Below are 19377 nucleotides of genomic sequence, written 5' to 3'. Positions count from 1 at the left end.
TGGTATTAGCCGGCGTACGGCTTGGCGGAGATGATCTCCACGGAGATGCTCTTGCCGTTCGGTGCAGTGTAGGTGGTGCTGTCCCCGGCCTTCAGACCGGAAATGGATGCGCCAAGGGGAGACTTTTCGCTGTACACGTCGATAGTGCTGTCGCCGGCAATTTCACGGCTGCCCAGCAGGAAGGTTTCCACGTCTCCGGCAACGCGCGCTTCCACCAGCATGCCGGGCTCAACAACCCCGTTGTCCTCGGGGGATTCACCAACATGCGCGTTCTCAAGGAGCTGGGTGAGCTGCCGGATACGGGCCTCAGCCTTGCCCTGTTCCTCCTTGGCAGCGTGGTAGCCGCCGTTTTCCTTGAGGTCTCCCTCCGAGCGCGCCTGCTCGATGCGGGCAACAATCTCTGTCCGCCCGGGGCCGGAGAGGTGCTCGAGTTCCGTCTTCAAGCGGTCGTAAGACTCCTGCGTGAGCCAGGCGACAGATGCGCTGTTGGTTGACACGGGTATCTCCTTATGTAACGTCCGGACCACCTGTTGGTCCGGCATGGCTGAACGCCCGCCGGCCGGATTGGCCTGACAAGCAAAGACCCCGCCGTGCGGGACCGGACTGCTCTGTGAGTTCCATCTCTGAAACCCTTCTGCGACTTCCAGCGGGAAGTTCACCAGAGCATAGCCGGACACCTGGGCGGGGCATGTCGTGCTCTCCATACTAGTGGCCCGGCGGGTTTAACCCAATACGCCGGGCCATGTAGGCAAACGGGTCTCAGGCCTCATCCTCCGGGACGATCCAGCAGGTGTTCACACCGCCCGTGACAGCAGGGGAATCGATACGGACGCTGATGTTCTGTGTGCTCGTTTCAGGCACCTCGGGGCCCAGAACCACGGTTTTCCAGCCCACAATGGCATAGCTTTCATTGAGCACCTGGACGGCGCAGGCAGCGGTGCTTCCTTCGGATTTGTCGACGTTGAACTCGACCGTGGCCATGCCCTCCTCCGGGAAGCTGAAGCCGACATCCTTGAAGCTCACGGTTCCTGCGGAGCTGGGGATGCTGTAGACCGCGACGGCGACCACCGCAGCGGCCACGGCCACACCGGCCCCGATAATGCGGGCACGCCGCGGCACGCTCCGCTTGGGGGCGCCGTAGCGATTGGCTAATCTGGACTCGGACGCAGAAGCGTCCGGCTGCTGGGGTGCCGTTGTCTCGGGTTGACCTTCCGAAGTGCTCACACGCCTATTTTAGCCGCCGTATTCATTGCCCCGTTCCGCTGATCTCAGGAGTTGCCTTGTCTGCCCGCGAAAGCACCGAATCCCGGACCGAGCTGCGCCTGCTCGCCGTGCATGCCCATCCGGACGACGAGGCCAGCAAGGGAGCTGCCATGATGGCTGCCTACGCCGCGGCCGGCGTCGACGTCATGGTGGCTACCTGCACCGGCGGCGAGCAGGGGTCCATCCTGAACCCCGGAGCCGCTGATGACCCGGCCGGCAAGCGGGACCTCGCCGGACTCCGCCGGCGGGAAATGGAGGCAGCCAGGGCCGCGCTGGGCATCCGGCACCGCTGGCTGGGCTTCGCGGATTCCGGCCTTCCCGAAGGTGACCCGCTGCCGGAGCTTCCCTTTGGCTGCTTCGCCCTGCAGCCTTTGGAACGCGCGGCTGCGCCCCTGGTGAAGCTCGTCCGGGAGTTCCGCCCGCACGTCATTGTCAGCTATGACGAGAACGGCGGCTATCCGCACCCGGACCACATCATGGCGCACAAGGTCGCGGTGGAAGCCTTCTCCGCCGCCGGCGACCCGGAACGATACAAGGGCACCGGCGAAGCCTGGGAACCCCTGAAGCTCTACTATGACCGCGCCTTCAACCCGGAGCGGTTCCGTGCCCTGCACGTTGCCCTCGAAGCGGCCGGGCTGCAGTCCCCGTACGCCGAGCGGCTCGCCGCCTGGCAGGAAGCGGATACCGAGGGCCACCAGCCGCCGGCCCCGCTGCACCCCACCACCACGCAGGTTGAATGCGGAGATTTTTTCGAGGCCCGTGACGAAGCACTGCGCAGCCATCGGACCCAGGTGGACCCGGAAGGCTTCTTCTTTGCCGTCAGCCCCCAGATGCAGCGCGAGGTCTGGCCCTGGGAGGATTACTCCCTGATTGAGTCCCGGGTGGAAACCGTCCTCCCTGAGACAGACCTGTTTGCTGGCATACGATAGAGCTTGGGAACACTGTTCCGCCGCCGCCCTGGCTAAGAGAGAGATATACCGTGAACTTCCTGTACAGCCTGGCTCTTGCCGTCACCCCGGCTCCGGACTCCACCCTCGCCCCGGGGGTCGATGAAAAAGATGTCACACCGGGCCTGCTGGGCTTCATCTTCACCCTGGTTTTGGCCCTCGCGATCATTTTCCTGATCCGCGACATGACCAAGCGCATCCGCCGGGTGCGTTACCGTGAGCAGGCCGCACAGGCTCTGGCGGAACGCGAAGCCGGTATGCAGGCACCCGGTGAATCCGTCGACGGAGCAAAATCAGCGCCCGGAAGCGTTCCTTCCCCGGACGCCCCCGCTGCCGGGGAGCCCTCCGACACCGGAAACACCTTCCCGCGGTAGCGGATCAGCCATGGCCGAGCGACTGAGGGACCAGGCATCGGCCTATCTGCGCCAGCACGCGGACAACCCGGTGGACTGGTGGCCGTTCGGGGATGAAGCCTTTGCCGAAGCCCGGCGCCGCAGCGTACCGGTTTTCATTTCGGTAGGTTATGCCGCCTGCCACTGGTGCCACGTGATGGCGCACGAGTCCTTCGAGGACGCCGCCACCGCACGGTACCTCAATGAGAACTTCGTCCCGGTGAAGGTGGACCGCGAGGAGCGGCCCGACGTCGATGCCGTGTACATGGCAGCCACCCAGGCGCTAACCGGCCAGGGCGGATGGCCCATGAGCGTGTTCACGCTTCCGGACGGCCGGACCTTCTATGCCGGTACCTACTTCCCGCCCCGGCAGATGCAGGGGACGCCCTCCTTCCGGCAGGTTCTGGAAGCGGTGTCCACGGCCTGGCGGGACCGCCCGGACGAGGTAGCCGCCAGCGCAGCGCAGATTGCGGAGCACCTTGCCTCGGCGCAGCACGGGAACCGGAGGCTCGTGGGGGCGCTGGACCTGAATACGGACAACGCCGGCGCAGTGCCCCGGACAGTTCTGTCGGGGGAGGTCCTGGCGACGGCGGTTGAAGAAGTCGCTGAACAGGAGGACGTCCGGTTTGGCGGGCTGGGCGGCGCACCGAAATTCCCGCCGTCGCCCCTGCTGAAGTTCCTGCTCGGCTACGGTTCAGGCAACGCACCCGCAGCAGGCACCGCAGCCGGAATAGCCGGCCGCACACTGGAAACCATGGCGCGCAGCGCGCTGTATGACCAGCTGGAAGGCGGCTTTGCCCGCTACACCGTGGATCGGGCCTGGGCCGTCCCGCACTTCGAGAAAATGCTCTACGACAATGCGCAGCTGCTGCGGCTCTATGCGCACTGGAGCAGGACGGCCGCCACCGGGGAACAGCGCAGCCTGGCGCTGCGCGTCTGCACCGATACCGCCCGGTGGCTCTCGCAGAGGCTGCGCGTGGACGGCGGCGGCTTTGCCTCCTCGCTGGACGCTGACACAGTAGTGGACGGCCGACGGCGCGAAGGCGCCACCTACGTGTGGACCGGCGATCAGCTCCGCTCGGCGTTGGCTTCCGCCGCCGTGCCGGACACGGAAGCAGACGCCCTGCTCTCGCTCCTGGACCTGGAGACCGGAGCCATGCCCGAGGGAGGCTCGACACTGCATTTCGGCCGCCGGTTGGATCCGGAGCAGGAAAGTCTCTGGCTCCGGCTGCGTCCGGCACTGCTGGCTGCGCGGAACCTCCGGCCACAGCCCGACCGCGATGACAAGGTGGTGGCGGGCTGGAACGGGCTAGCGGTGGCGGGGCTGGCTGATGCCGCACTGGCCATTGCCGATGCCGGTTCCTCCGGCGGCGGTTCCGGCGATGGGGGCGATGACGGCGACGGCGGAGACAACGGTGCCATGGCTGGCGGCGCTACGGAGGGCGGAGCCGAGGCAGCCGCCCGGCTGCTTGACCTGGCCCGGGACGCCGCCGGCTATTTGCTGCGCGTCCACTACCGTGACGGCGTACTGCTGCGGGTTTCCCATGATGGTGCTGCGGCAGGCTTCGAAGGACTGCTGGAGGATTATGCCGGGGTGGCAGAGGGGCTTTTCGCCCTTTTCGCCGCCACGGGGGAGGAACGCTGGTATCTCGCTGCCGAGGAACTGGTCCTGGCGGCGGAGCGACGGTTCATTGTGGACGGCGTGCTGCAGGACACCGCCGTACCAACAGTCCAGCTCGCAGCCGCGCAGGGTTCCCTCGCCGCGGCAGACCCGTTGGACGGGCCGGCTCCCAGCGGCACGGCCTTGTTCGCCGGAGTGCTGGTGACATATGCGGCGTACTCCGGCTCGAGCCGGCACCGGGCCCTGGCAGAATCCCTTCTGGCCCATGTGCAGTTGGTGGCGGCGCGGGCACCGCGGGCCGGAGGCTGGGCCATGTCCGTCCTGGCCCAGGCGCTGGAGGGACCCCTCGAACTGGCCGTCTGCGGAACCGATGAAGCAGCAGTTGACCGGCTGCTGCGGGCCGGGCGTGCAGCGGGAGGCCCCGGCGTCGTGATGGCCTTCGGCGCGGGTGCCGGGGACGAATCCCGCGTGCCGCTGCTCCGGAACCGGCAGGCACCCGACGGCGGGGCGCTGGCGTACCTGTGCCAGGGAATGGTGTGCAGCCGGCCGGTATCCGACCCGGCTGAACTCACTGCGCAGTTCCAGTCCCTGCGCTGAGCCCGGTCCCTGTGCTGAGCAGCTGTGTGTTTTTTTGGGGGGCGGTCGGCTGGCGCCTAGCCGCCGACCGAGAGCACGGCCAGCAGGATGGCAATGTAGTGGGCGGTGAAACCGGCCAGCGTAAAGGCATGGAAGATCTCATGGAAACCGAACCACTCCACTGAGGGGTTGGGCCGTTTCATGGCGTAGATGACTGCGCCGGCAATGTACATGGCACCACCCACGCAGATCAGCACTGCGGCGGTCGGATTGACCCCGTAGAACTCCGGAATATAAAAGAGCGCGGCGCAGCCCAGCGCAATGTAGACGGGGGTGTACAGCCAGCGCGGGGCGTGCAGCCACAGGAGCCGGAAGGCGACACCAAGAAGCGCGCCCGTCCAGATGATCCACAGCAGGGTCACCGCGCTGTCCCGTGGCAGCAGTGACCATGCCAGCGGTGTGTAGGAGCCGGCAATAACCAGCATGATGTTGGTGTGGTCCAGCCGCTTGAGCACCACCTTGACCTTCGGCGACCAGTTTCCGCGGTGGTAGACAGCACTGGTGCCGAACAGCAGGACACCGGTCAGGGCATAGATGGCCGAGGCAATCCGGGTACCGGCGGTGGGGGAGAGGACCACCAGGACAATTCCCGCTGCCAATGCCAGGGGGGCCGCGCCGGCATGCAGCCAGCCGCGCAGACGGGGTTTGATTTCCAGCTCTGCAGCCACGGTTTCAACGGCGCTTTCAAGCGGGCCGGGAGTGGTCCGGGACTCCGGATCGTGCTGGGCGGGAATGCCGGGAGTCCGGGCGGACGATGGTGACGAATCCATAACGGAAATTCTAACCTACGATCCGGTAACTTACGGTTGGGTAGCTGAGCCGCACCCCTTCCCGGCGCAACCAGGGGACAAGCTAGCGGTAGCCTAGGAGAAGATTTTTCCACTTCGGACAAAGACGGAGCCGCCCTTGCGGCCCCTCCGGTTCCGCTCCCGACCTGAGGCAGGTGAGGCAGACTATGAGATTCCCCGGAGTCGTCTATGCCTTCTATGAACGCAAGCTCAGGCGGTCCCTGAGCGGAGACCGTATTCCCCAGCATATCGGCGTGATGGTGGACGGAAACAGGCGCTGGGCCAAGCTGGCGGGTGCACCCACAAGCGACGGACACCAGGCCGGTGCGGACAAGATACTGGAGTTCCTGGGCTGGTGCGAGGAACTGGGGGTACGCACCGTCACCCTGTACATGCTCTCCACCGACAACTTGAACCGGGACGCGGATGAGCTTGAACCCCTGCTGAACATCATCGGCAACACCATGGACCGGCTGGCCGAAAAGGGTGATCTGCGGGTCCAGCCCGTGGGGGCGCTGGAGATCCTGCCGCAGAACCTGGCCAAGCAGCTCACCGGCCTCGGGGAAAGCACTGCCGATGCCGAGGGACTGCACGTCAACGTGGCGATCGGCTACGGCGGGCGCCGCGAAATCGTGGACGCGGTTAAGGAACTGCTCCGCGACGCCGAAGCCCAGGGCAAGGGGATCGCGGACGTGACCGAGGAAATCTGTGATGAACGGATCTCCGAATACCTCTACACCCGCGGCCAGCCGGACCCGGAACTGGTTATCAGGACCTCCGGAGAGCAGCGCCTGTCCGGTTTCCTGATGTGGCAGAGCGCCTACAGCGAGTTTTACTTCTGTGAGGCGCTCTGGCCGGACTTTCGTCGCGTGGACTTCCTGCGCGCCCTGCGCGACTACGCGAGCCGGCAGCGGCGCTTCGGTTCCTGAGATTCGGGACCGTGTCCTGCTGCGGTGACGGCCGTTGCGGGCGTACTTTGGTGCTTATCGGCCGCGCCCGGTGCCGGCCGTTCGCAGCTGCCGGGCGAGTTGTGCGCTCCGGCAGCACTGCATCCAGCGACCGGGGCTGCCGGGGGTGGCCCCTGACGGGAGTTCCACGTGCCCCACGAGGACGCAAGAAGGCAGTCAGAAGAAATTCCCCACGGATGGGCCGCGGCATCTCCGGCTCCCATCTCCGGCACCGATACGGATCGGGCCAGCTACGTCCTGGACACTTCGGTGCTGCTTTCCGATCCCCGGGCCATCCTGAGGTTCGCCGAACACGAGGTCATTCTGCCCCTGGTGGTGGTGACCGAACTCGAAAACAAACGGCAGGACCCCGAGCTGGGGTATTTCGCACGCAACGCCCTGCGGCTGCTTGATGATCTCCGGGTGCAGCACGGCGGGCTGAGCGCACCCATTCCCCTCGGTCCAAGCGGCGGTACGCTGCGGGTGGAACTGAACCACATTTCCACCGACGTTCTCCCCGACGGGATCCGGGGCAGCGACAATGACAGCCGGATCCTGGCCGTCGCCAAAAGCATGGCCGATGAAGGCCGGAACGTCACCGTGGTGTCCAAGGACCTGCCCATGCGGCTCAAGGCCTCGGCAATGGGCCTGGCCGCGGACGAATACCGCAACGAACTGGTACGGGACAGCGGCTGGACCGGAGTGGCGGAGCTGGATATTTCCGAGTCCGATATGGGGCTGCTGTATGAACACCAGCCCGTGTTTGTCCCGGAAGCTGCCGAGCTGCCGGTGAACACCGGCACCGTCCTGATGGCCGGCCGGGGATCCGCCCTGGGCCGGGTGGGAACCGACAAGCGTCTGCGGCTCGTGCGCGGTGACCGGGATGTCTTCGGCCTGCATGGCCGGTCGGCGGAGCAGCGCCTGGCCATCGACCTGCTGATGGACCGCGAGGTAGGCATTGTCTCGCTGGGCGGGCGGGCGGGGACCGGGAAATCGGCCCTGGCCCTGTGTGCAGGGCTGGAGGCGGTGCTGGAGCGCCGGGAACACCGCAAAGTGGTGGTGTTCCGGCCGCTGTATGCCGTGGGCGGCCAGGAACTGGGCTACCTCCCGGGATCGGAGTCCGAGAAAATGGGACCCTGGGGACAGGCGGTGTTCGACACCCTCGAAGCGCTGGTGTCGCCCGAAGTGGTGGAGGAAGTGCTGGACCGCGGCATGCTGGAGGTGCTGCCCCTGACACACATCCGCGGCCGTTCCCTCCACGATTCCTTCGTGATTGTGGATGAGGCGCAGTCGCTTGAGAAGAACGTGCTGCTGACGGTGCTCTCCCGAATCGGCCAGAACTCCAAGGTGGTCCTGACCCACGACGTTGCCCAACGCGACAACCTGCGGGTGGGACGGCACGACGGTGTCGCGGCGGTGGTGGAAACACTCAAGGGACATCCCCTGTTCGGGCACATTACCCTCACCCGTTCCGAGCGCTCGCCTATCGCCGCACTGGTTACGGAACTCCTTGAGGAGGGCCAGATCGGCTAGCCCGGCCCGGCCGGTTGTCCACAGGAAAGGCTTCCCGGATCCCTGGCCCCCGGGGCTGGGCTAGGTTATGGCCATGCTGGGGGTTTTGGCGGAATACAGCTCTGCGGGCGCCGGCGGCGCGGCCGCGGCGCTGCTGCTATGCCTGGCGCTGGGCTGGTTCGGTGTCCTGGCGGTTCGCCTGAGCCTGGCGGACATCCGTACGCGCAGGCTCCCGAATGTCCTGATCCTGCCGTCCTATCCCGCCGCCGGGCTGCTCCTGGGCGGGGCATCGCTGGCTGCGGGGGAGCCGGAGCGGGTGGGCGGGCTGCTGGTGGGCTCTGCAGCCCTGTGGGGAGGTTTCTTTGCCCTCCGGCTGCTGAACCCGGCGGGACTGGGGTTCGGGGACGTCAAGCTGGCCGGGCTGCTGGGGCTGTACCTGGGTTTCCTGGGGGCAGGGCACGTCTTCGCGGGCGTGGTGGCCACCTTTGTCGCCGGAGGCCTCTGGGGAGCGGGACTGATCCTCAGCCGGCGTGGAACCGGGAGGACCGCCGTGCCCTTCGGCCCGTTCCTGTTCCTGGGCGCTGCGGTGGCCATGCTGGCCCCTGGCCTACAGTAGAAACCATGCCTACCCCTGAGTTTGTCCTGACCCTGCGGGAGCGGATCGGACACGATCCGCTCTGGCTTCCCGGCGTGACCGCAGTGGTGTTCAACGAAGACCACGAGGTGCTCCTGGGCCGGCGTGCCGACGACGGACGATGGACGCTGATCACCGGCATGCTGGACCCCGGCGAGGAGCCGGGCCCGGGGGCACTGCGTGAGGTCGAGGAGGAAACCGGCGTCCGCGCTGAACTGGTGCACCTGATCCATGTGGGCGCCCACGGACCCGTCACCTTTCCCAACGGGGACGTCTGCTCGTTCCTGAACCTTGCCTTCAGCTGCCGGTACGTCAGTGGAGCGGCGCGGGTTAACGACGACGAGTCCACCGACGTGGGCTGGTATGCCCTCGCCGCCCTGCCGGACCTGAGTGAACGGCACCGGATGCTCATCGCTTTGGCGCAGTCCTCCAACGGCATACCGGTGTTCGAAGGCCAGGGCGCCGGGTAAAGACCCCGGGAAGGCGTCAGGGCCCGTCCGGCCGCACCCTGAAGGTGCGGCCGGACGGACCCTGCCACCGGACTTCCCCGGTTCGTCCGGCTGATTAAGGTCAGCGGCCGGTATCGCGGTACGGGTTATCCGGGGCCCGTGTGCCAGCGTCCTGTGTGCCAGCGTCCTGCGTGTCCGGTCCGTCCGGTCCGTCCGGGGCGTCCGGGGCGGCACGGCCGGCACTGGCGTCGCTGCCGGTTGTGCCGGACTTGAGTCCGGCCAGCCGCTCGGCTTCCAGCCGGTCCGCTTCGGGCCCGCCGACTGCTTCGCCGCGGGCCACCATGCCGGCCACATCCGAGAGCGGAATCTGCTTGAGGAAGAGGGCCAGCACCAGGGCAATCACCAGGAACGGAATCAGGTACCAGAACACCGGCGCCAGTGAATCCGCGTAGGCGGTAACAATGCCCTCCTGCAGCGGCTCGGGGAGGGTTTTCAGGACCGACGGCTGCAGCGTTGCTGTTGCCTCGCCTGCAGCAGAGGCGTCGAGCCCCGCCCCGGCGAAGGTTTCCTTCAGGTTCTCAGCGAGCCGGGACGTAAACATCGCGCCGAAGATGGCCACACCCAGAGAGGCGCCGACTTCGCGGAAGTAGTTGTTGCTGGAGGTCGCGGTGCCGATCTGGTCCACGGGAACCGAGTTCTGCACTACCAGCACCACTACCTGCATGATGTAGCCCAGGCCGGCGCCGAAAACGAACAGCTGGGCGCAGATGACCCAGACCGGGGTGTCCGCGGACAGCGTGGTCATCCAGAGCATTGCGGCAATAACAAGCGCTGCACCCATGATGGGGTACTTCTTGTACGTCCCGGTTCTGGTAATCGCCAGGCCGGAGTAGATGGAGGTACCCATCATGCCCACCATCATGGGCAGCATCAGCAGGCCGGAGACAGCCGCCGAGGTGCCTGTGGACATCTGGAGGAACGTCGGGACGAAGGCCAGCGCGGCGAACATGCCCATGCCCAGGGTGAAGCCAATGGCGGTGCTGTTTACGAAGATGGGGTTCCTGAAGAGGCCCAGCGGAATGATCGGGTCCTCCACCCGGCGTTCGATCATGACGAAAATCAGGGCAGCCAGCAGCATTCCGGCGCCGAAGGCGAGCGTGAGCGGATCCGACCAGCCGTGGTCAGCCCGTCCGCCGAAGTCGGTGAAGAAGATCAGGCAGGTGGTGGCGATGGACAGGAAAACCACGCCACCGATGTCGATCCGCTTCTGCGCCTTTTTGCTCGGCAGGGTCAAGGTGAAAAAGGCGATCAGGAAGGCAATGATGCCAATGGGGATGTTGATGTAGAACGCCCACTGCCATGTCATGTGGTCCACGAAGAAACCGCCCAACAGGGGCCCGGCGACGGCGGACAGGCCGAAGATGCCGCCCAGCGGGCCCAGGTACTTGCCGCGCTGGTTCGCCGGCACAATGTCGGCGATGATCGCCTGCGAGAGGATCATCAGACCGCCGCCGCCCAGGCCCTGGATGGCGCGGAAGACCACGAAACCCCAGAAGTCCGTGGCAAAGGCACAGCCCACGGATGCTGCGGTAAACAGGGCGATGGCGAAGAGGAACAGGTTGCGCCGGCCCAGGACGTCACCGAACTTGCCGTAGATGGGCATCACGATGGTGGTGGCCAGCAGATAGGCGGTGGTGATCCAGGTCTGGTGCTCGACGCCGCCGAGCTCACCCACGATCGTGGGCATGGCAGTGGAGACAATCGTCTGGTCCAGGCTGGACAACAGCATGCCCGCAATAAGGGCGGAGAAGATGATCCAGATGCGTCTCTGGGTCAGCAGGAGCGGCCCGGACGCGGGCGCTGCGGTGGTGGTCATGGGTGGTCCTTGGGAGAGGGCGGTGGGGGAGTCGGTGGGGGAGTTGGGGTGAAGGTACCCGCGGGAAGGGAATCCCGGGTCACCGGCGTCATGCCGGCAAGCAGATCCTGCAGGGTGGCAGCCTCCTCCGTGAGGAGGGACCGGTAGGACAGGGTGTTGCCGGGCGCGAAGAATGCCGGTCCGGCCCGTTGGGTGAGGCAGCTGAACAAACCAAGCGCCGCCCGGATGCGGGGATCCGTTGCCGGCACTTTCTCGCGGGCGGACAGGATCGCAGCGAAGGTGTCCTCGGCGTCCCTGGTGCCGTGCATTATTTTCTGCAATAGCCGCGGCTCGGCGGCAACGGCGTCCTGGAGTGCTGTCATCTGGGTCCGTGACATGGTCATCCGGTCCATCAGGGCGACGGCAAAGTCCAGGAAGTCCGCCAGCAGGGAGTCGGAAAGGGAGCCTGTGCTGCTGCCGGCGGCAGGCCCGCCGGCAATGAAGGCTTCGGCCAGGTCAGCGGGGATTTCATCCGCCGGCGAGCCGAGGATGGCGTCCTCCTTGGCCGGGAAATAATTGAAGAAGGTGCGCCGCGAAATGCCGACTTCCGTGCATAGCTCCTCGACGGTGAAGCCGTTGACCCCGTGCGCGGCGGTCAGGGACCGCGCAGCCTTGATGATGGCGAGTTTTGTAGCGGTCCGTTTCCGTTCCCGCAGGCCGCCGCTCATCTCTGCACTATTCTTCACGAGGTAAAGTTTTACACTCTGGGCCATAGAGTGCAAATAGTCTTCGGGCGCAAAAAAGGCATCCGGGAAACAACTCGGAAAGCTGCTTCCCGGATGCCTCCGGGATGGAACTAGGCCTGCGGCGGCTTGGTCATGGAGAGGACGTCCAGTGCCTTGTCCAGCTGCTCAACGGTCAGTTCGCCGCGCTCAAGGTAGCCGAGATCTTCCACGGCCTGGCGGATGGTCTTGCCTTCCTTGACCGAGTACTTGGCGATCTTTGCGGCGTTCTCGTAGCCGATGAACTTGTTCAGCGGGGTCACGATGGAGGGGGAGGCCTCGGCAAGGTAACGGGCGCGCTCAACGTTGGCTTCGATGCCGTCGATCATCTTGTCAGCCATCACACGCGAGGAGTTGGCCAGCAGGCGGATGGACTCAAGCAGGTTCGCGGCAATGACCGGAATGCCCACGTTCAGCTCAAAGTAGCCGAAGGTGCCGGCCCAGGCCACGGCGGCGTCGTTGCCGACAACCTGTGCTGCGACCTGGAGGACAGCCTCGGAAATGACCGGATTGACCTTGCCCGGCATGATGGAGGAACCCGGCTGCAGGTCCGGAATGGCGATTTCGCCCAGGCCCGTGTTGGGGCCCGAACCCATCCAGCGCAGATCGTTGGCGATCTTGGAGAAGGAAACGGCGATGGTGCGCAGCATGCCGGAGACCTCGACGAGCGCGTCCCGGTTGGCCTGTGCCTCGAAGTGGTCGCGGGCCTCGGTCAGCGGCAGGCCGGTGTCCTTGGCGAGCAGTTCAATCACTCGCTGCGGGAAGCCCGCGGGGGTGTTGATGCCGGTCCCGACGGCGGTGCCGCCCAGCGGTACTTCCGCCACGCGGGGCAGGGAAGCCTGGACGCGTTCAATGCCGTAACGGACCTGGGCCGCGTAGCCGCCGAACTCCTGGCCGAGGGTCACCGGGGTGGCGTCCATCAGGTGGGTGCGGCCGGACTTGACCACGTCCTTGAATTCCTCGGCCTTGCGCTCCAGCGACACGGCCAGGTGCTCAAGGGCCGGGATCAGGTTGTTGATAAGCGCCGAGGTGGCAGCAACGTGCACCGAGGTCGGGAACACATCGTTGGAGGACTGCGAGGCGTTCACATGGTCATTCGGGTGCACGGTGGTCTCGCTGCCGGCCTCTGTGAGTGCGCGGGTGGCGAGTTCGGCCAGGACCTCGTTGGTGTTCATGTTCGAGGAGGTTCCGGAACCGGTCTGGAAGACATCGATGGGGAACTGGCCATTGTGGGTGCCGGCGGCGACGGCGTCGGCGGCCTTTTCGATGGCGCGGGCACGCTCGTCGTCGAGCACACCCAGTTCAGCATTTGCAGTGGCAGCGGCCTTCTTGATCCGGGCCAGCGCTTCGATGTGCGAGGGTTCCAGCATGGTGCCGGAGATGGGGAAGTTCTCCACCGCGCGCTGGGTCTGGGCGCGGTAGAGGGCGGAGGCCGGGACGCGGACCTCACCCATGGTGTCGTGTTCGATGCGGTAATCGGAGGTGTCAGAAGTCATGCCCCCAAGCCTAATCTGCCCGGGCGCTGCAGCTGAAACCACGGTACGCACTGCTACTTGGGCGCTGCCGAGCGCTGCACGGCAGGGTGCTCCAGGGCTCCGAAACCGGAGACCAGGTCTGCGCGTCCCTCGGCCAGCCGGTAGGACAGGCCGATGACGGCAACCCGGCCCTCATCCACCGCGTCGGAGATGGTGCGGGAGCTTTCCACCAGCAGCTCGGACGTCTGCTTGGTGTGCTCCACCACCATGTCGTTGACGTCGTGCAGGTCCTTGCGCTGGGCCGCCAGTACGGACGGCGTGATGCGTTCCACGAGCGAGCGGACGTAGCCGCCGGGCATTTCGCCGGTTTCCACGGTGGCTTTGGCTGCGGTCACGGCGCCGCAGCTGTCATGTCCAAGGACCACAATCAGCGGTACGCCCAGGGTTCCCACGCTGTATTCCAGGGATCCGAGGACGGCGTCATCAATGACCTGGCCCGCGGTGCGGACCACAAAGGCATCGCCAAGGCCAAGATCGAAAATGATTTCAGCAGCAAGGCGGGAGTCGGAACAGCCGAAGATGACCGCGAAAGGGTTTTGTTCATTGACCAGGGAACTTCGCCGCGGGGCGTCCTGGTTCGGGTGGTTGGCGGTACCTGCGACGAAGCGTTCGTTGCCTTCACGCAGCTTCTGCCAGGCCTGTGCGGGGGTGAATGTTCTTCCGGTTGCTGATTCCACGTTTTCGAGGTTACTCCACCGGACCCGGCCGGCGGGGAAAGTGACGGCGGGGTCAGTTGCCGCGAAGCTCCCGGACCACGTGCTCGGCGAGGACATCAAACTCGCTCAGGTCAGCGGAACCGGACAACACCACGGTCTGGCCTTCGACGTCGGCCACCATGGCTGCCTCACCGTTCTTTGAGTCCCGCAGTTCCCAGGTCACGCCGCCGGCCGGGCGCTCACCGGCCACAGTTGAATCGCCGGTGCTCTGGTAGAGCCAGGTGGGGTTGGCGGCGTCCGTCTGGACCAGTTTGATGAACTCGGTCGAGGGAGTGAGATATCCCACCTCCCAGGTGGCTACGCCGTCATTGCTTCCGGTGTTCCAGCGTGCATAGTTCGCTGTCCAGCCTTCGGGCAGCTCCGGAGCCAGCGGGCTGTAACCGGCATCGCCGGCGGCCTGGTTGGCAACAGCTGCCACATCAACGTCCCGCGCCTGCATTTTGGGGGCGGGGTTCATCAGCACCGGAACCAGGCACAGCGCCAGTGTGAGCCCGGTGGCGATCAGCATCCCCATGACCGTGGCGTTGGCACGTTTGGCCTGTTTGCCGGTCAGGACCGGAGTCACTGTTTCCGGTTCGGAAGTGTTGGTCTGCTGCTTTGGATCCGGTTGCGTTTCACTCACCCCTCCATGATCGCTTATACGGGTAAGAAGTCCTACTTCGCACCCGTTCGCCGTGCTCCGGTCCGTGCCCGGGGTGGTGGCTTTGAACACGCAGACTATGATCGGACAAACGCCTTCTGCTCCTTAGCCGGTGTCCGCAGACGGTTTACATCGAAATTTCGAAGATGAGGTTTGACGTGTCCAAAGGTGCCCAGTACTCAACTCTTTCCCCCGCATTGGCTGTCGGGGACTCCGAGCCGGACCGGAACCTGGCCCTCGAGCTGGTCCGTGTCACTGAGGCCGCGGCCATTGCCGGCGGCCACTGGGTGGGTTTCGGTGACAAGAACGCAGCCGACGGCGCTGCCGTCGACGCCATGCGTTCCCTGATTTCCACCGTCCACTTCAACGGCGTCGTAGTCATCGGTGAAGGCGAGAAGGACGAAGCCCCCATGCTGTACAACGGTGAGCACGTGGGTGACGGCACCGGCGCCCTGTGCGACGTGGCGGTGGACCCGATCGACGGCACCCGCCTCACCGCCCTGGGCATCAACAACGCCCTGGCAGTGCTTGCCGTGGCCGAACGCGGCACCATGTTCGACCCGTCTGCGGTCTTCTACATGGAAAAGCTGGTCACCGGGCCCGAGGCAGCCGACATGGTGGACCTGCGCCTGCCGGTCAAGCAGAACCTGCACCTGATCGCCAAGGCCAAGGGCAAGAAGATCAACCAGCTCAACGTGATGATCCTGGAACGCGACCGGCACAAGCCCCTGGTGCAGGAAATCCGCGACGCCGGTGCCCGCACCCGGATGCTGATGGACGGCGACGTTGCCGGCGGCATTGCGGCCGCACGCGAAGGTACCGACGTTGATGCGCTGATGGGCATCGGCGGCACCCCCGAAGGCATCATTACCGCCTGTGCCATCAAGACGCTGGGCGGCGTCATCCAGGGCCGCCTGTGGCCCACCTCCGATGACGAGAAGCAGAAGGCGATCGACGCCGGACACGACCTCGACCGCGTGATGACCACCAATGACCTGGTCACCAGCGACAACTGCTACTTCGCGGCCACCGGCATCACCGACGGTGACCTGCTGCGCGGCGTGCGCTACAAGAAGGACCGCGTGCTCACCCAGTCCATCGTGATGCGCTCCAAGTCCGGCACCATCCGCGTGGTGGACGGCGAACACCAGGCGCACAAATGGGAGTCCTACGCCCGCTCCAACTAATCCACGCGGGCTCAAACAGCAGGCGGCCGGGGGAATTCCCCGGCCGCCTGCTGTTTTTTAGGCTGTTCGTTGCTGCGCCCCGGAATCCCGGGCGCCCCGCCGGACGCGCAGCAGGACCGTCGCCAGCACCACAACGGCGGCGGCAGCGATGGCGGCCACCGCCGTCGACGTCGATTCAAGCCCGCCGTTAAGCCGGGAGACGGCGATCCAGGCCAAACCCCAGGCCAGGGAGGCCGCGGGGGCAAGGCGGCCATGGCCTGCGGCAGCCAGCGCCACTCCAATACCGGCCGCCACGGCCAGGACACCCCAGGCCCAGATCTCGGGCGCTATCCCGAATCCCCGGAATCCTTCCGAGGTAAGGGCGGAGGCGGTATTGGCTGCCGTGGCCACGCACACCCAGCCGAGGTAGAGGCCCAGCGTGCCGTCAACGGCAATCCACTCCGGCCAGCTGCGGCCGGCGCGTGTGGTGACATACCGGCGGAAGCAGACCGCCAGGACAACCAGCAGCAAAACAATCACCACCACGCTCAGGATTACCGCACCGGCCTGCACTGTGAGGATCCACGCGGCATTGAGCAGAAGGGACGCCGCCACCAGCCAGCCGAGCGAACGCTGGCGGTCTGAGCTGCGCTGGGAAGGGAACCACTGGTAGAGCGTGTAGAGGCCCAGGCCGGTGTAGATGACGGACCAGATGGAGAATGCGGGGCTGGCCGGAGCCAGATAGGTGGCGTCGGCGCTGAGGGCGCCGCCGGCTGCCTCCGCGATGGGTGTGCCTCCGAACACGCCCACTCCGATCATGGAACCCACGATGCAGACCAGGAAGCAGACCGTCACCGTGATTTGGCGGGCGAGGTCCGGTCCACGGTAACCGGTTCGCGCTGTACGGGGGCTGGAAGCTTCAGTACTCATAGTCGACCGTAACAAAGCCGGCCTGCAGAGCGCAGTCCCCTGAAAGGTGCCGCATACCGTTTCGGAGCCCTGCGGCACGGCGAAGTAGGCTGGAAGGCATGACACTGCGCGTTACCCCCTGCTCCGATGCCGCTTCCTGGAATGAAACCGTCAACCGCTTCAGCGGACACCCCCAGCAGTTGTGGGGCTGGGGAAAAACCAAAGCCCAGCATGGCTGGCGCGTTGACCGGGTCCTCGTCACAGATGAAGCGGGGACTGTGCTGGGCAGCGCGCAGGTGCTGCTTCGCGCCCTGCCCTTCCCTTTCCGGGCCCTGGCCTACATCCCGCGCGGCCCGCAGGGACTGCCGGGACGGGAACTGGACGTCCTGGACGCGGTGGGCGGGTACGTAAAGAACACCCATCACGCCGTCGCGCTGTCCATCGAACCCGACTGGGACGCTGAAGGGCCGCTGGCCGCCGGCCTGCCGGGCCTGGGCTACCGCAGCAGCGATAACACCATCCTTATTGGCCGGACCCTGATCCTGGACCTCCGGCGGAGCCTGGACGAGCTCTCCGGGGACATGAGCAAAAAGCACCGGCAGTACATCCGCAAGTCCGGACGCGAGGACCTGGACTACCGGAGGGTAACCCGCGAGGAGATTGCCAAGTGCCTGGCCGTCTACAAGCTCACCGCCCAGCGGGCGAATTTCGGGATCCACGAAGATTCCTACTACCTGGACATCTTCGACCACCTGGGCGAAGATTCCCCGGTGTATGCCGCGTTCAAGGGCGAGGACGTCGTGGCCTTCCTCTGGCTGTCCACCAGCGGCTACACCTCCTTTGAGCTCTACGGCGGCATGACCGAGGAAGGGGAGCGGCTTCGGGCAAACTACGCCCTGAAATGGCACGCCATTTCCGACATGAAGGAACGCGGCATCACCCGTTATGACTTCAACGGCCTGCTCAATGACGGAGTGTCCAAGTTCAAGATGGGGTGGGCCAAGCACGAGGACCAGCTGGCAGGCACCTGGGACAAGCCGTTGTCACCGCTCTATCCCGTCTTTTCCTCCGCGCTTCCGCTGGCCAAGTCAGGGATGCGCAAGGCACGCACGCTCCTCGCAGGACTAAAGGGGCGCCTCGGGCGCTAGCCATCGCCGTGCGGCGGCGGCTCCGTTCCCCGGGAACCGAACCACAGCCGCACGGCATCCGACGGCGGGAGGGAGTCCGCTTAGACCGACACGTCCAGGGTCGGCTCGCCACTTTCCTGGCTGACTACTGACCCGACCGTGACGGCGAACGCCAGCGCGCCGTCGTCGTGCTGGGCGGAGTCCGTGGCGAGAGCAGCGGTCACGGGCGCATCCGCGGCCGGCAGGAACGCGCTCTGGCCCGCTTCGAGGACCAGGCTCCCCGCGGGGGAGGAGAGCAGCATGCTGCCGCGCACCACAATCAGGACCGCGGGCCCGTTCTGCGCCACCGGTACGGGGGCCGCATCCGAGTCCGGACCGGACGCCAGCTGCAGCCGCTGCAGCTGGAATTCCTCGAACGGCGGGCGGTAGAGTTCCTGCCCGGCGCCGGTGCGCTCCGCAGCAACGGAGGGAATGCCCACGGGATGAAAATCCACGGTTTTCAGCAGCTCGGGGACGTCTACGTGCTTGGAGGTCAGCCCTCCGCGCAGCACGTTGTCCGAGGAAGCCATGACTTCCACACCCAGCCCGCTCAGATAGGCGTGGACATTGCCGGCAGGCAGATACACGGCGTCGCCGGGCTCCAGCGATACGCGGTTGAGCAATAGCGAGATCAGAACCCCGGGGTCGCCGGGATGGAAGCCGTGCAGTTCTGCCACGGTGGCCAGTTCCCGGGCGTAGGCGCCGCCATCGGCGGTCACCGCTGCTGCCGCCGCTGCCAGCTCAACGGCAGTGTGCACCTCGTCGCCGTCGGCAATCAAAGTGCTGAACACCGAGCGCAGCCGCTCCGGGGCCGGATGGCCGGAGGATAGCTCGGCAACGATCCATTCCAGCAGGTCCGGAACCTGACGTCCGGCACCGTCGATCGCCCGGTTGACGGTGCGGAAAAGCTCCGCTGCATCGTCCGGGTCCCGGAAGCCGCACAGCGCCTCGAAGGGCGTCAGAGCGAAAATCATTTCGGGTTTGTGGTTGCGGTCCTTGTAGTTGCGTTCCCGGGCGCCACGGTCCACGCCGGCGGCCTCCTCGGCGGCATAACCGGCAGCGGCCTGGTCCGGAGTGGGATGGACCTGCAGGGACAACGGGGAGCCGGCAGCCAGGATCTTGGCCAGGAAAGGCAGTTCGCCACCGAAGCGTGCGGCGATGTCCGGGCCCAGCGTGGGGCCGGGATCCGCAGAGATCAGCTCATCAAGGGTTTGCGCGCCCTCGGCGGCAGGTACCAGAACGGACGGTGCGCCGGAGTGGGCGCCGATCCACATCTCTGCCTCAGGCTCACCGGACGGCTCCCGGCCGAAAAGCCCGGCCATCGCGGTGGTGGATCCCCATGCGTAGGGTCGAATGGTATTCCGGAGCAGGTACATGGGTCTCTTTCGGCTGCTGGTTGGAATGGGATGCTCGCAGGGT

Annotated in this window: 19 protein-coding genes; 9 read left to right on the top strand and 10 right to left on the bottom strand. The window is 65.9% G+C overall.

The window, feature by feature from the left end; all coding sequences use genetic code 11:
* Positions 1-5 precede the first annotated feature (5 nt).
* Both greA and QWJ37_RS12525 read right to left on the bottom strand, forming a co-directional pair.
* Positions 6-542 carry a transcription elongation factor GreA gene (gene greA, locus QWJ37_RS12530; RefSeq protein ID WP_290245443.1) on the bottom strand — a complete coding sequence of 179 codons (537 nt, stop codon included), beginning with the start codon at positions 540-542 and terminating at the stop codon, positions 6-8.
* 217 nt (positions 543-759) lie between these two features.
* Positions 760-1224 (bottom strand): DUF4307 domain-containing protein, encoded by a 465-nt coding sequence (locus QWJ37_RS12525; protein WP_227928885.1) that lies wholly within the window; start codon positions 1222-1224, stop codon positions 760-762.
* 56 nt (positions 1225-1280) lie between these two features.
* Here QWJ37_RS12525 and mca point away from each other — a divergent pair, with 56 nt between their 5' ends.
* From mca to QWJ37_RS12510, 3 genes are read left to right on the top strand one after another with little or no spacing between them, the layout of a single operon-like run.
* Complete coding sequence (mca, locus tag QWJ37_RS12520; protein ID WP_227904213.1) at positions 1281-2192, top strand: mycothiol conjugate amidase Mca; 912 nt, start codon at positions 1281-1283, stop codon at positions 2190-2192.
* 50 nt (positions 2193-2242) lie between these two features.
* On the top strand, positions 2243-2584 hold the full coding sequence (locus QWJ37_RS12515) for a hypothetical protein (protein WP_290245442.1): 342 nt from the start codon (positions 2243-2245) through the stop codon (positions 2582-2584).
* Between the two features lie 10 nt (positions 2585-2594).
* Positions 2595-4820: a thioredoxin domain-containing protein gene (locus QWJ37_RS12510; RefSeq protein ID WP_290245441.1), complete on the top strand. Its 2226-nt coding sequence runs from the start codon at positions 2595-2597 to the stop codon at positions 4818-4820.
* 56 nt (positions 4821-4876) lie between these two features.
* Here the strand turns inward: QWJ37_RS12510 and QWJ37_RS12505 are convergent, their stop codons facing one another.
* Positions 4877-5527: a hemolysin III family protein gene (locus QWJ37_RS12505; protein ID WP_227904561.1), complete on the bottom strand. Its 651-nt coding sequence runs from the start codon at positions 5525-5527 to the stop codon at positions 4877-4879.
* A gap of 287 nt (positions 5528-5814) precedes the next feature.
* On the opposite strand from QWJ37_RS12505, the gene QWJ37_RS12500 reads away from it, so the two are divergent.
* The 4 genes from QWJ37_RS12500 (at position 5815) to QWJ37_RS12485 (ending at position 9210) form a co-directional block, all read left to right on the top strand.
* On the top strand, positions 5815-6576 hold the full coding sequence (locus tag QWJ37_RS12500; protein ID WP_227904216.1) for an isoprenyl transferase: 762 nt from the start codon (positions 5815-5817) through the stop codon (positions 6574-6576).
* Positions 6577-6816: 240 nt separating this feature from the next.
* Positions 6817-8127: a PhoH family protein gene (locus tag QWJ37_RS12495; RefSeq protein ID WP_227904564.1), complete on the top strand. Its 1311-nt coding sequence runs from the start codon at positions 6817-6819 to the stop codon at positions 8125-8127.
* Between the two features lie 73 nt (positions 8128-8200).
* The gene (locus QWJ37_RS12490; RefSeq protein ID WP_227904217.1) at positions 8201-8722 is read left to right on the top strand and encodes an A24 family peptidase; all 522 of its coding nucleotides are present in this window, start codon (positions 8201-8203) and stop codon (positions 8720-8722) included.
* A gap of 5 nt (positions 8723-8727) precedes the next feature.
* Positions 8728-9210 (top strand): NUDIX domain-containing protein, encoded by a 483-nt coding sequence (locus tag QWJ37_RS12485; RefSeq protein WP_290245440.1) that lies wholly within the window; start codon positions 8728-8730, stop codon positions 9208-9210.
* A 100-nt stretch (positions 9211-9310) separates the two neighbouring features.
* On the opposite strand, the gene QWJ37_RS12480 is transcribed toward QWJ37_RS12485, so the two are convergent.
* The 5 genes from QWJ37_RS12480 to QWJ37_RS12460 all read right to left on the bottom strand — a co-directional run bounded on the left by QWJ37_RS12480 (position 9311) and on the right by QWJ37_RS12460 (position 14699).
* Positions 9311-11065 carry an MDR family MFS transporter gene (locus QWJ37_RS12480; protein WP_290245439.1) on the bottom strand — a complete coding sequence of 585 codons (1755 nt, stop codon included), beginning with the start codon at positions 11063-11065 and terminating at the stop codon, positions 9311-9313.
* Entirely contained in the window at positions 11062-11790 is a 729-nt protein-coding gene (locus QWJ37_RS12475; RefSeq protein ID WP_227904220.1) for a TetR/AcrR family transcriptional regulator, read from the bottom strand. Before QWJ37_RS12475 ends, QWJ37_RS12480 begins: the two co-directional genes overlap by 4 nt.
* Before the next feature lie 110 nt (positions 11791-11900).
* A complete protein-coding gene (locus tag QWJ37_RS12470) occupies positions 11901-13322 on the bottom strand; it encodes a class II fumarate hydratase (protein WP_290245438.1) in 1422 nt (473 codons plus the stop codon).
* Positions 13323-13375: 53 nt separating this feature from the next.
* Positions 13376-14038: a carbonic anhydrase gene (locus QWJ37_RS12465; protein ID WP_227904222.1), complete on the bottom strand. Its 663-nt coding sequence runs from the start codon at positions 14036-14038 to the stop codon at positions 13376-13378.
* A 52-nt stretch (positions 14039-14090) separates the two neighbouring features.
* Positions 14091-14699: a DUF4245 domain-containing protein gene (locus tag QWJ37_RS12460; RefSeq protein WP_290245437.1), complete on the bottom strand. Its 609-nt coding sequence runs from the start codon at positions 14697-14699 to the stop codon at positions 14091-14093.
* A 164-nt stretch (positions 14700-14863) separates the two neighbouring features.
* Here QWJ37_RS12460 and glpX point away from each other — a divergent pair, with 164 nt between their 5' ends.
* The gene (glpX, locus tag QWJ37_RS12455) at positions 14864-15904 is read left to right on the top strand and encodes a class II fructose-bisphosphatase (RefSeq protein ID WP_227904224.1); all 1041 of its coding nucleotides are present in this window, start codon (positions 14864-14866) and stop codon (positions 15902-15904) included.
* Between the two features lie 57 nt (positions 15905-15961).
* On the opposite strand, the gene QWJ37_RS12450 is transcribed toward glpX, so the two are convergent.
* Positions 15962-16813: a tryptophan-rich sensory protein gene (locus tag QWJ37_RS12450; RefSeq protein ID WP_227904225.1), complete on the bottom strand. Its 852-nt coding sequence runs from the start codon at positions 16811-16813 to the stop codon at positions 15962-15964.
* 98 nt (positions 16814-16911) lie between these two features.
* Here QWJ37_RS12450 and QWJ37_RS12445 point away from each other — a divergent pair, with 98 nt between their 5' ends.
* Positions 16912-17940 carry a peptidoglycan bridge formation glycyltransferase FemA/FemB family protein gene (locus QWJ37_RS12445; protein WP_290245436.1) on the top strand — a complete coding sequence of 343 codons (1029 nt, stop codon included), beginning with the start codon at positions 16912-16914 and terminating at the stop codon, positions 17938-17940.
* A gap of 80 nt (positions 17941-18020) precedes the next feature.
* Here QWJ37_RS12445 and manA read toward each other — a convergent pair whose 3' ends face one another.
* Complete coding sequence (gene manA, locus QWJ37_RS12440) at positions 18021-19334, bottom strand: mannose-6-phosphate isomerase, class I (protein WP_290245435.1); 1314 nt, start codon at positions 19332-19334, stop codon at positions 18021-18023.
* Positions 19335-19377: the final 43 nt, after the last annotated feature.

Origin of the sequence: Arthrobacter sp. YD2 (assembly GCF_030410475.1) — a bacterium.
Lineage (GTDB): Bacteria > Actinomycetota > Actinomycetes > Actinomycetales > Micrococcaceae > Arthrobacter_B > Arthrobacter_B zhangbolii.
Note: the sequence above shows the minus strand (reverse complement) of the source record. Positions and strands in the feature narration are given on the sequence as shown.

Excerpts from the sequence above, each read along its gene's own strand:
- greA (WP_290245443.1), bottom strand. The coding sequence starts at position 542 with ATGCCGGACCAACAGGTGGTCCGGACGTTACATAAGGAGATACCCGTG.
- QWJ37_RS12510 (WP_290245441.1), top strand. The coding sequence starts at position 2,595 with ATGGCCGAGCGACTGAGGGACCAGGCATCGGCCTATCTGCGCCAGCAC.
- QWJ37_RS12500 (WP_227904216.1), top strand. The coding sequence starts at position 5,815 with ATGAGATTCCCCGGAGTCGTCTATGCCTTCTATGAACGCAAGCTCAGG.
- QWJ37_RS12490 (WP_227904217.1), top strand. The coding sequence starts at position 8,201 with ATGCTGGGGGTTTTGGCGGAATACAGCTCTGCGGGCGCCGGCGGCGCG.
- QWJ37_RS12485 (WP_290245440.1), top strand. The coding sequence starts at position 8,728 with ATGCCTACCCCTGAGTTTGTCCTGACCCTGCGGGAGCGGATCGGACAC.
- QWJ37_RS12480 (WP_290245439.1), bottom strand. The coding sequence starts at position 11,065 with ATGACCACCACCGCAGCGCCCGCGTCCGGGCCGCTCCTGCTGACCCAG.
- QWJ37_RS12470 (WP_290245438.1), bottom strand. The coding sequence starts at position 13,322 with ATGACTTCTGACACCTCCGATTACCGCATCGAACACGACACCATGGGT.
- glpX (WP_227904224.1), top strand. The coding sequence starts at position 14,864 with ATGAGGTTTGACGTGTCCAAAGGTGCCCAGTACTCAACTCTTTCCCCC.
- QWJ37_RS12450 (WP_227904225.1), bottom strand. The coding sequence starts at position 16,813 with ATGAGTACTGAAGCTTCCAGCCCCCGTACAGCGCGAACCGGTTACCGT.
- QWJ37_RS12445 (WP_290245436.1), top strand. The coding sequence starts at position 16,912 with ATGACACTGCGCGTTACCCCCTGCTCCGATGCCGCTTCCTGGAATGAA.
- manA (WP_290245435.1), bottom strand. The coding sequence starts at position 19,334 with ATGTACCTGCTCCGGAATACCATTCGACCCTACGCATGGGGATCCACC.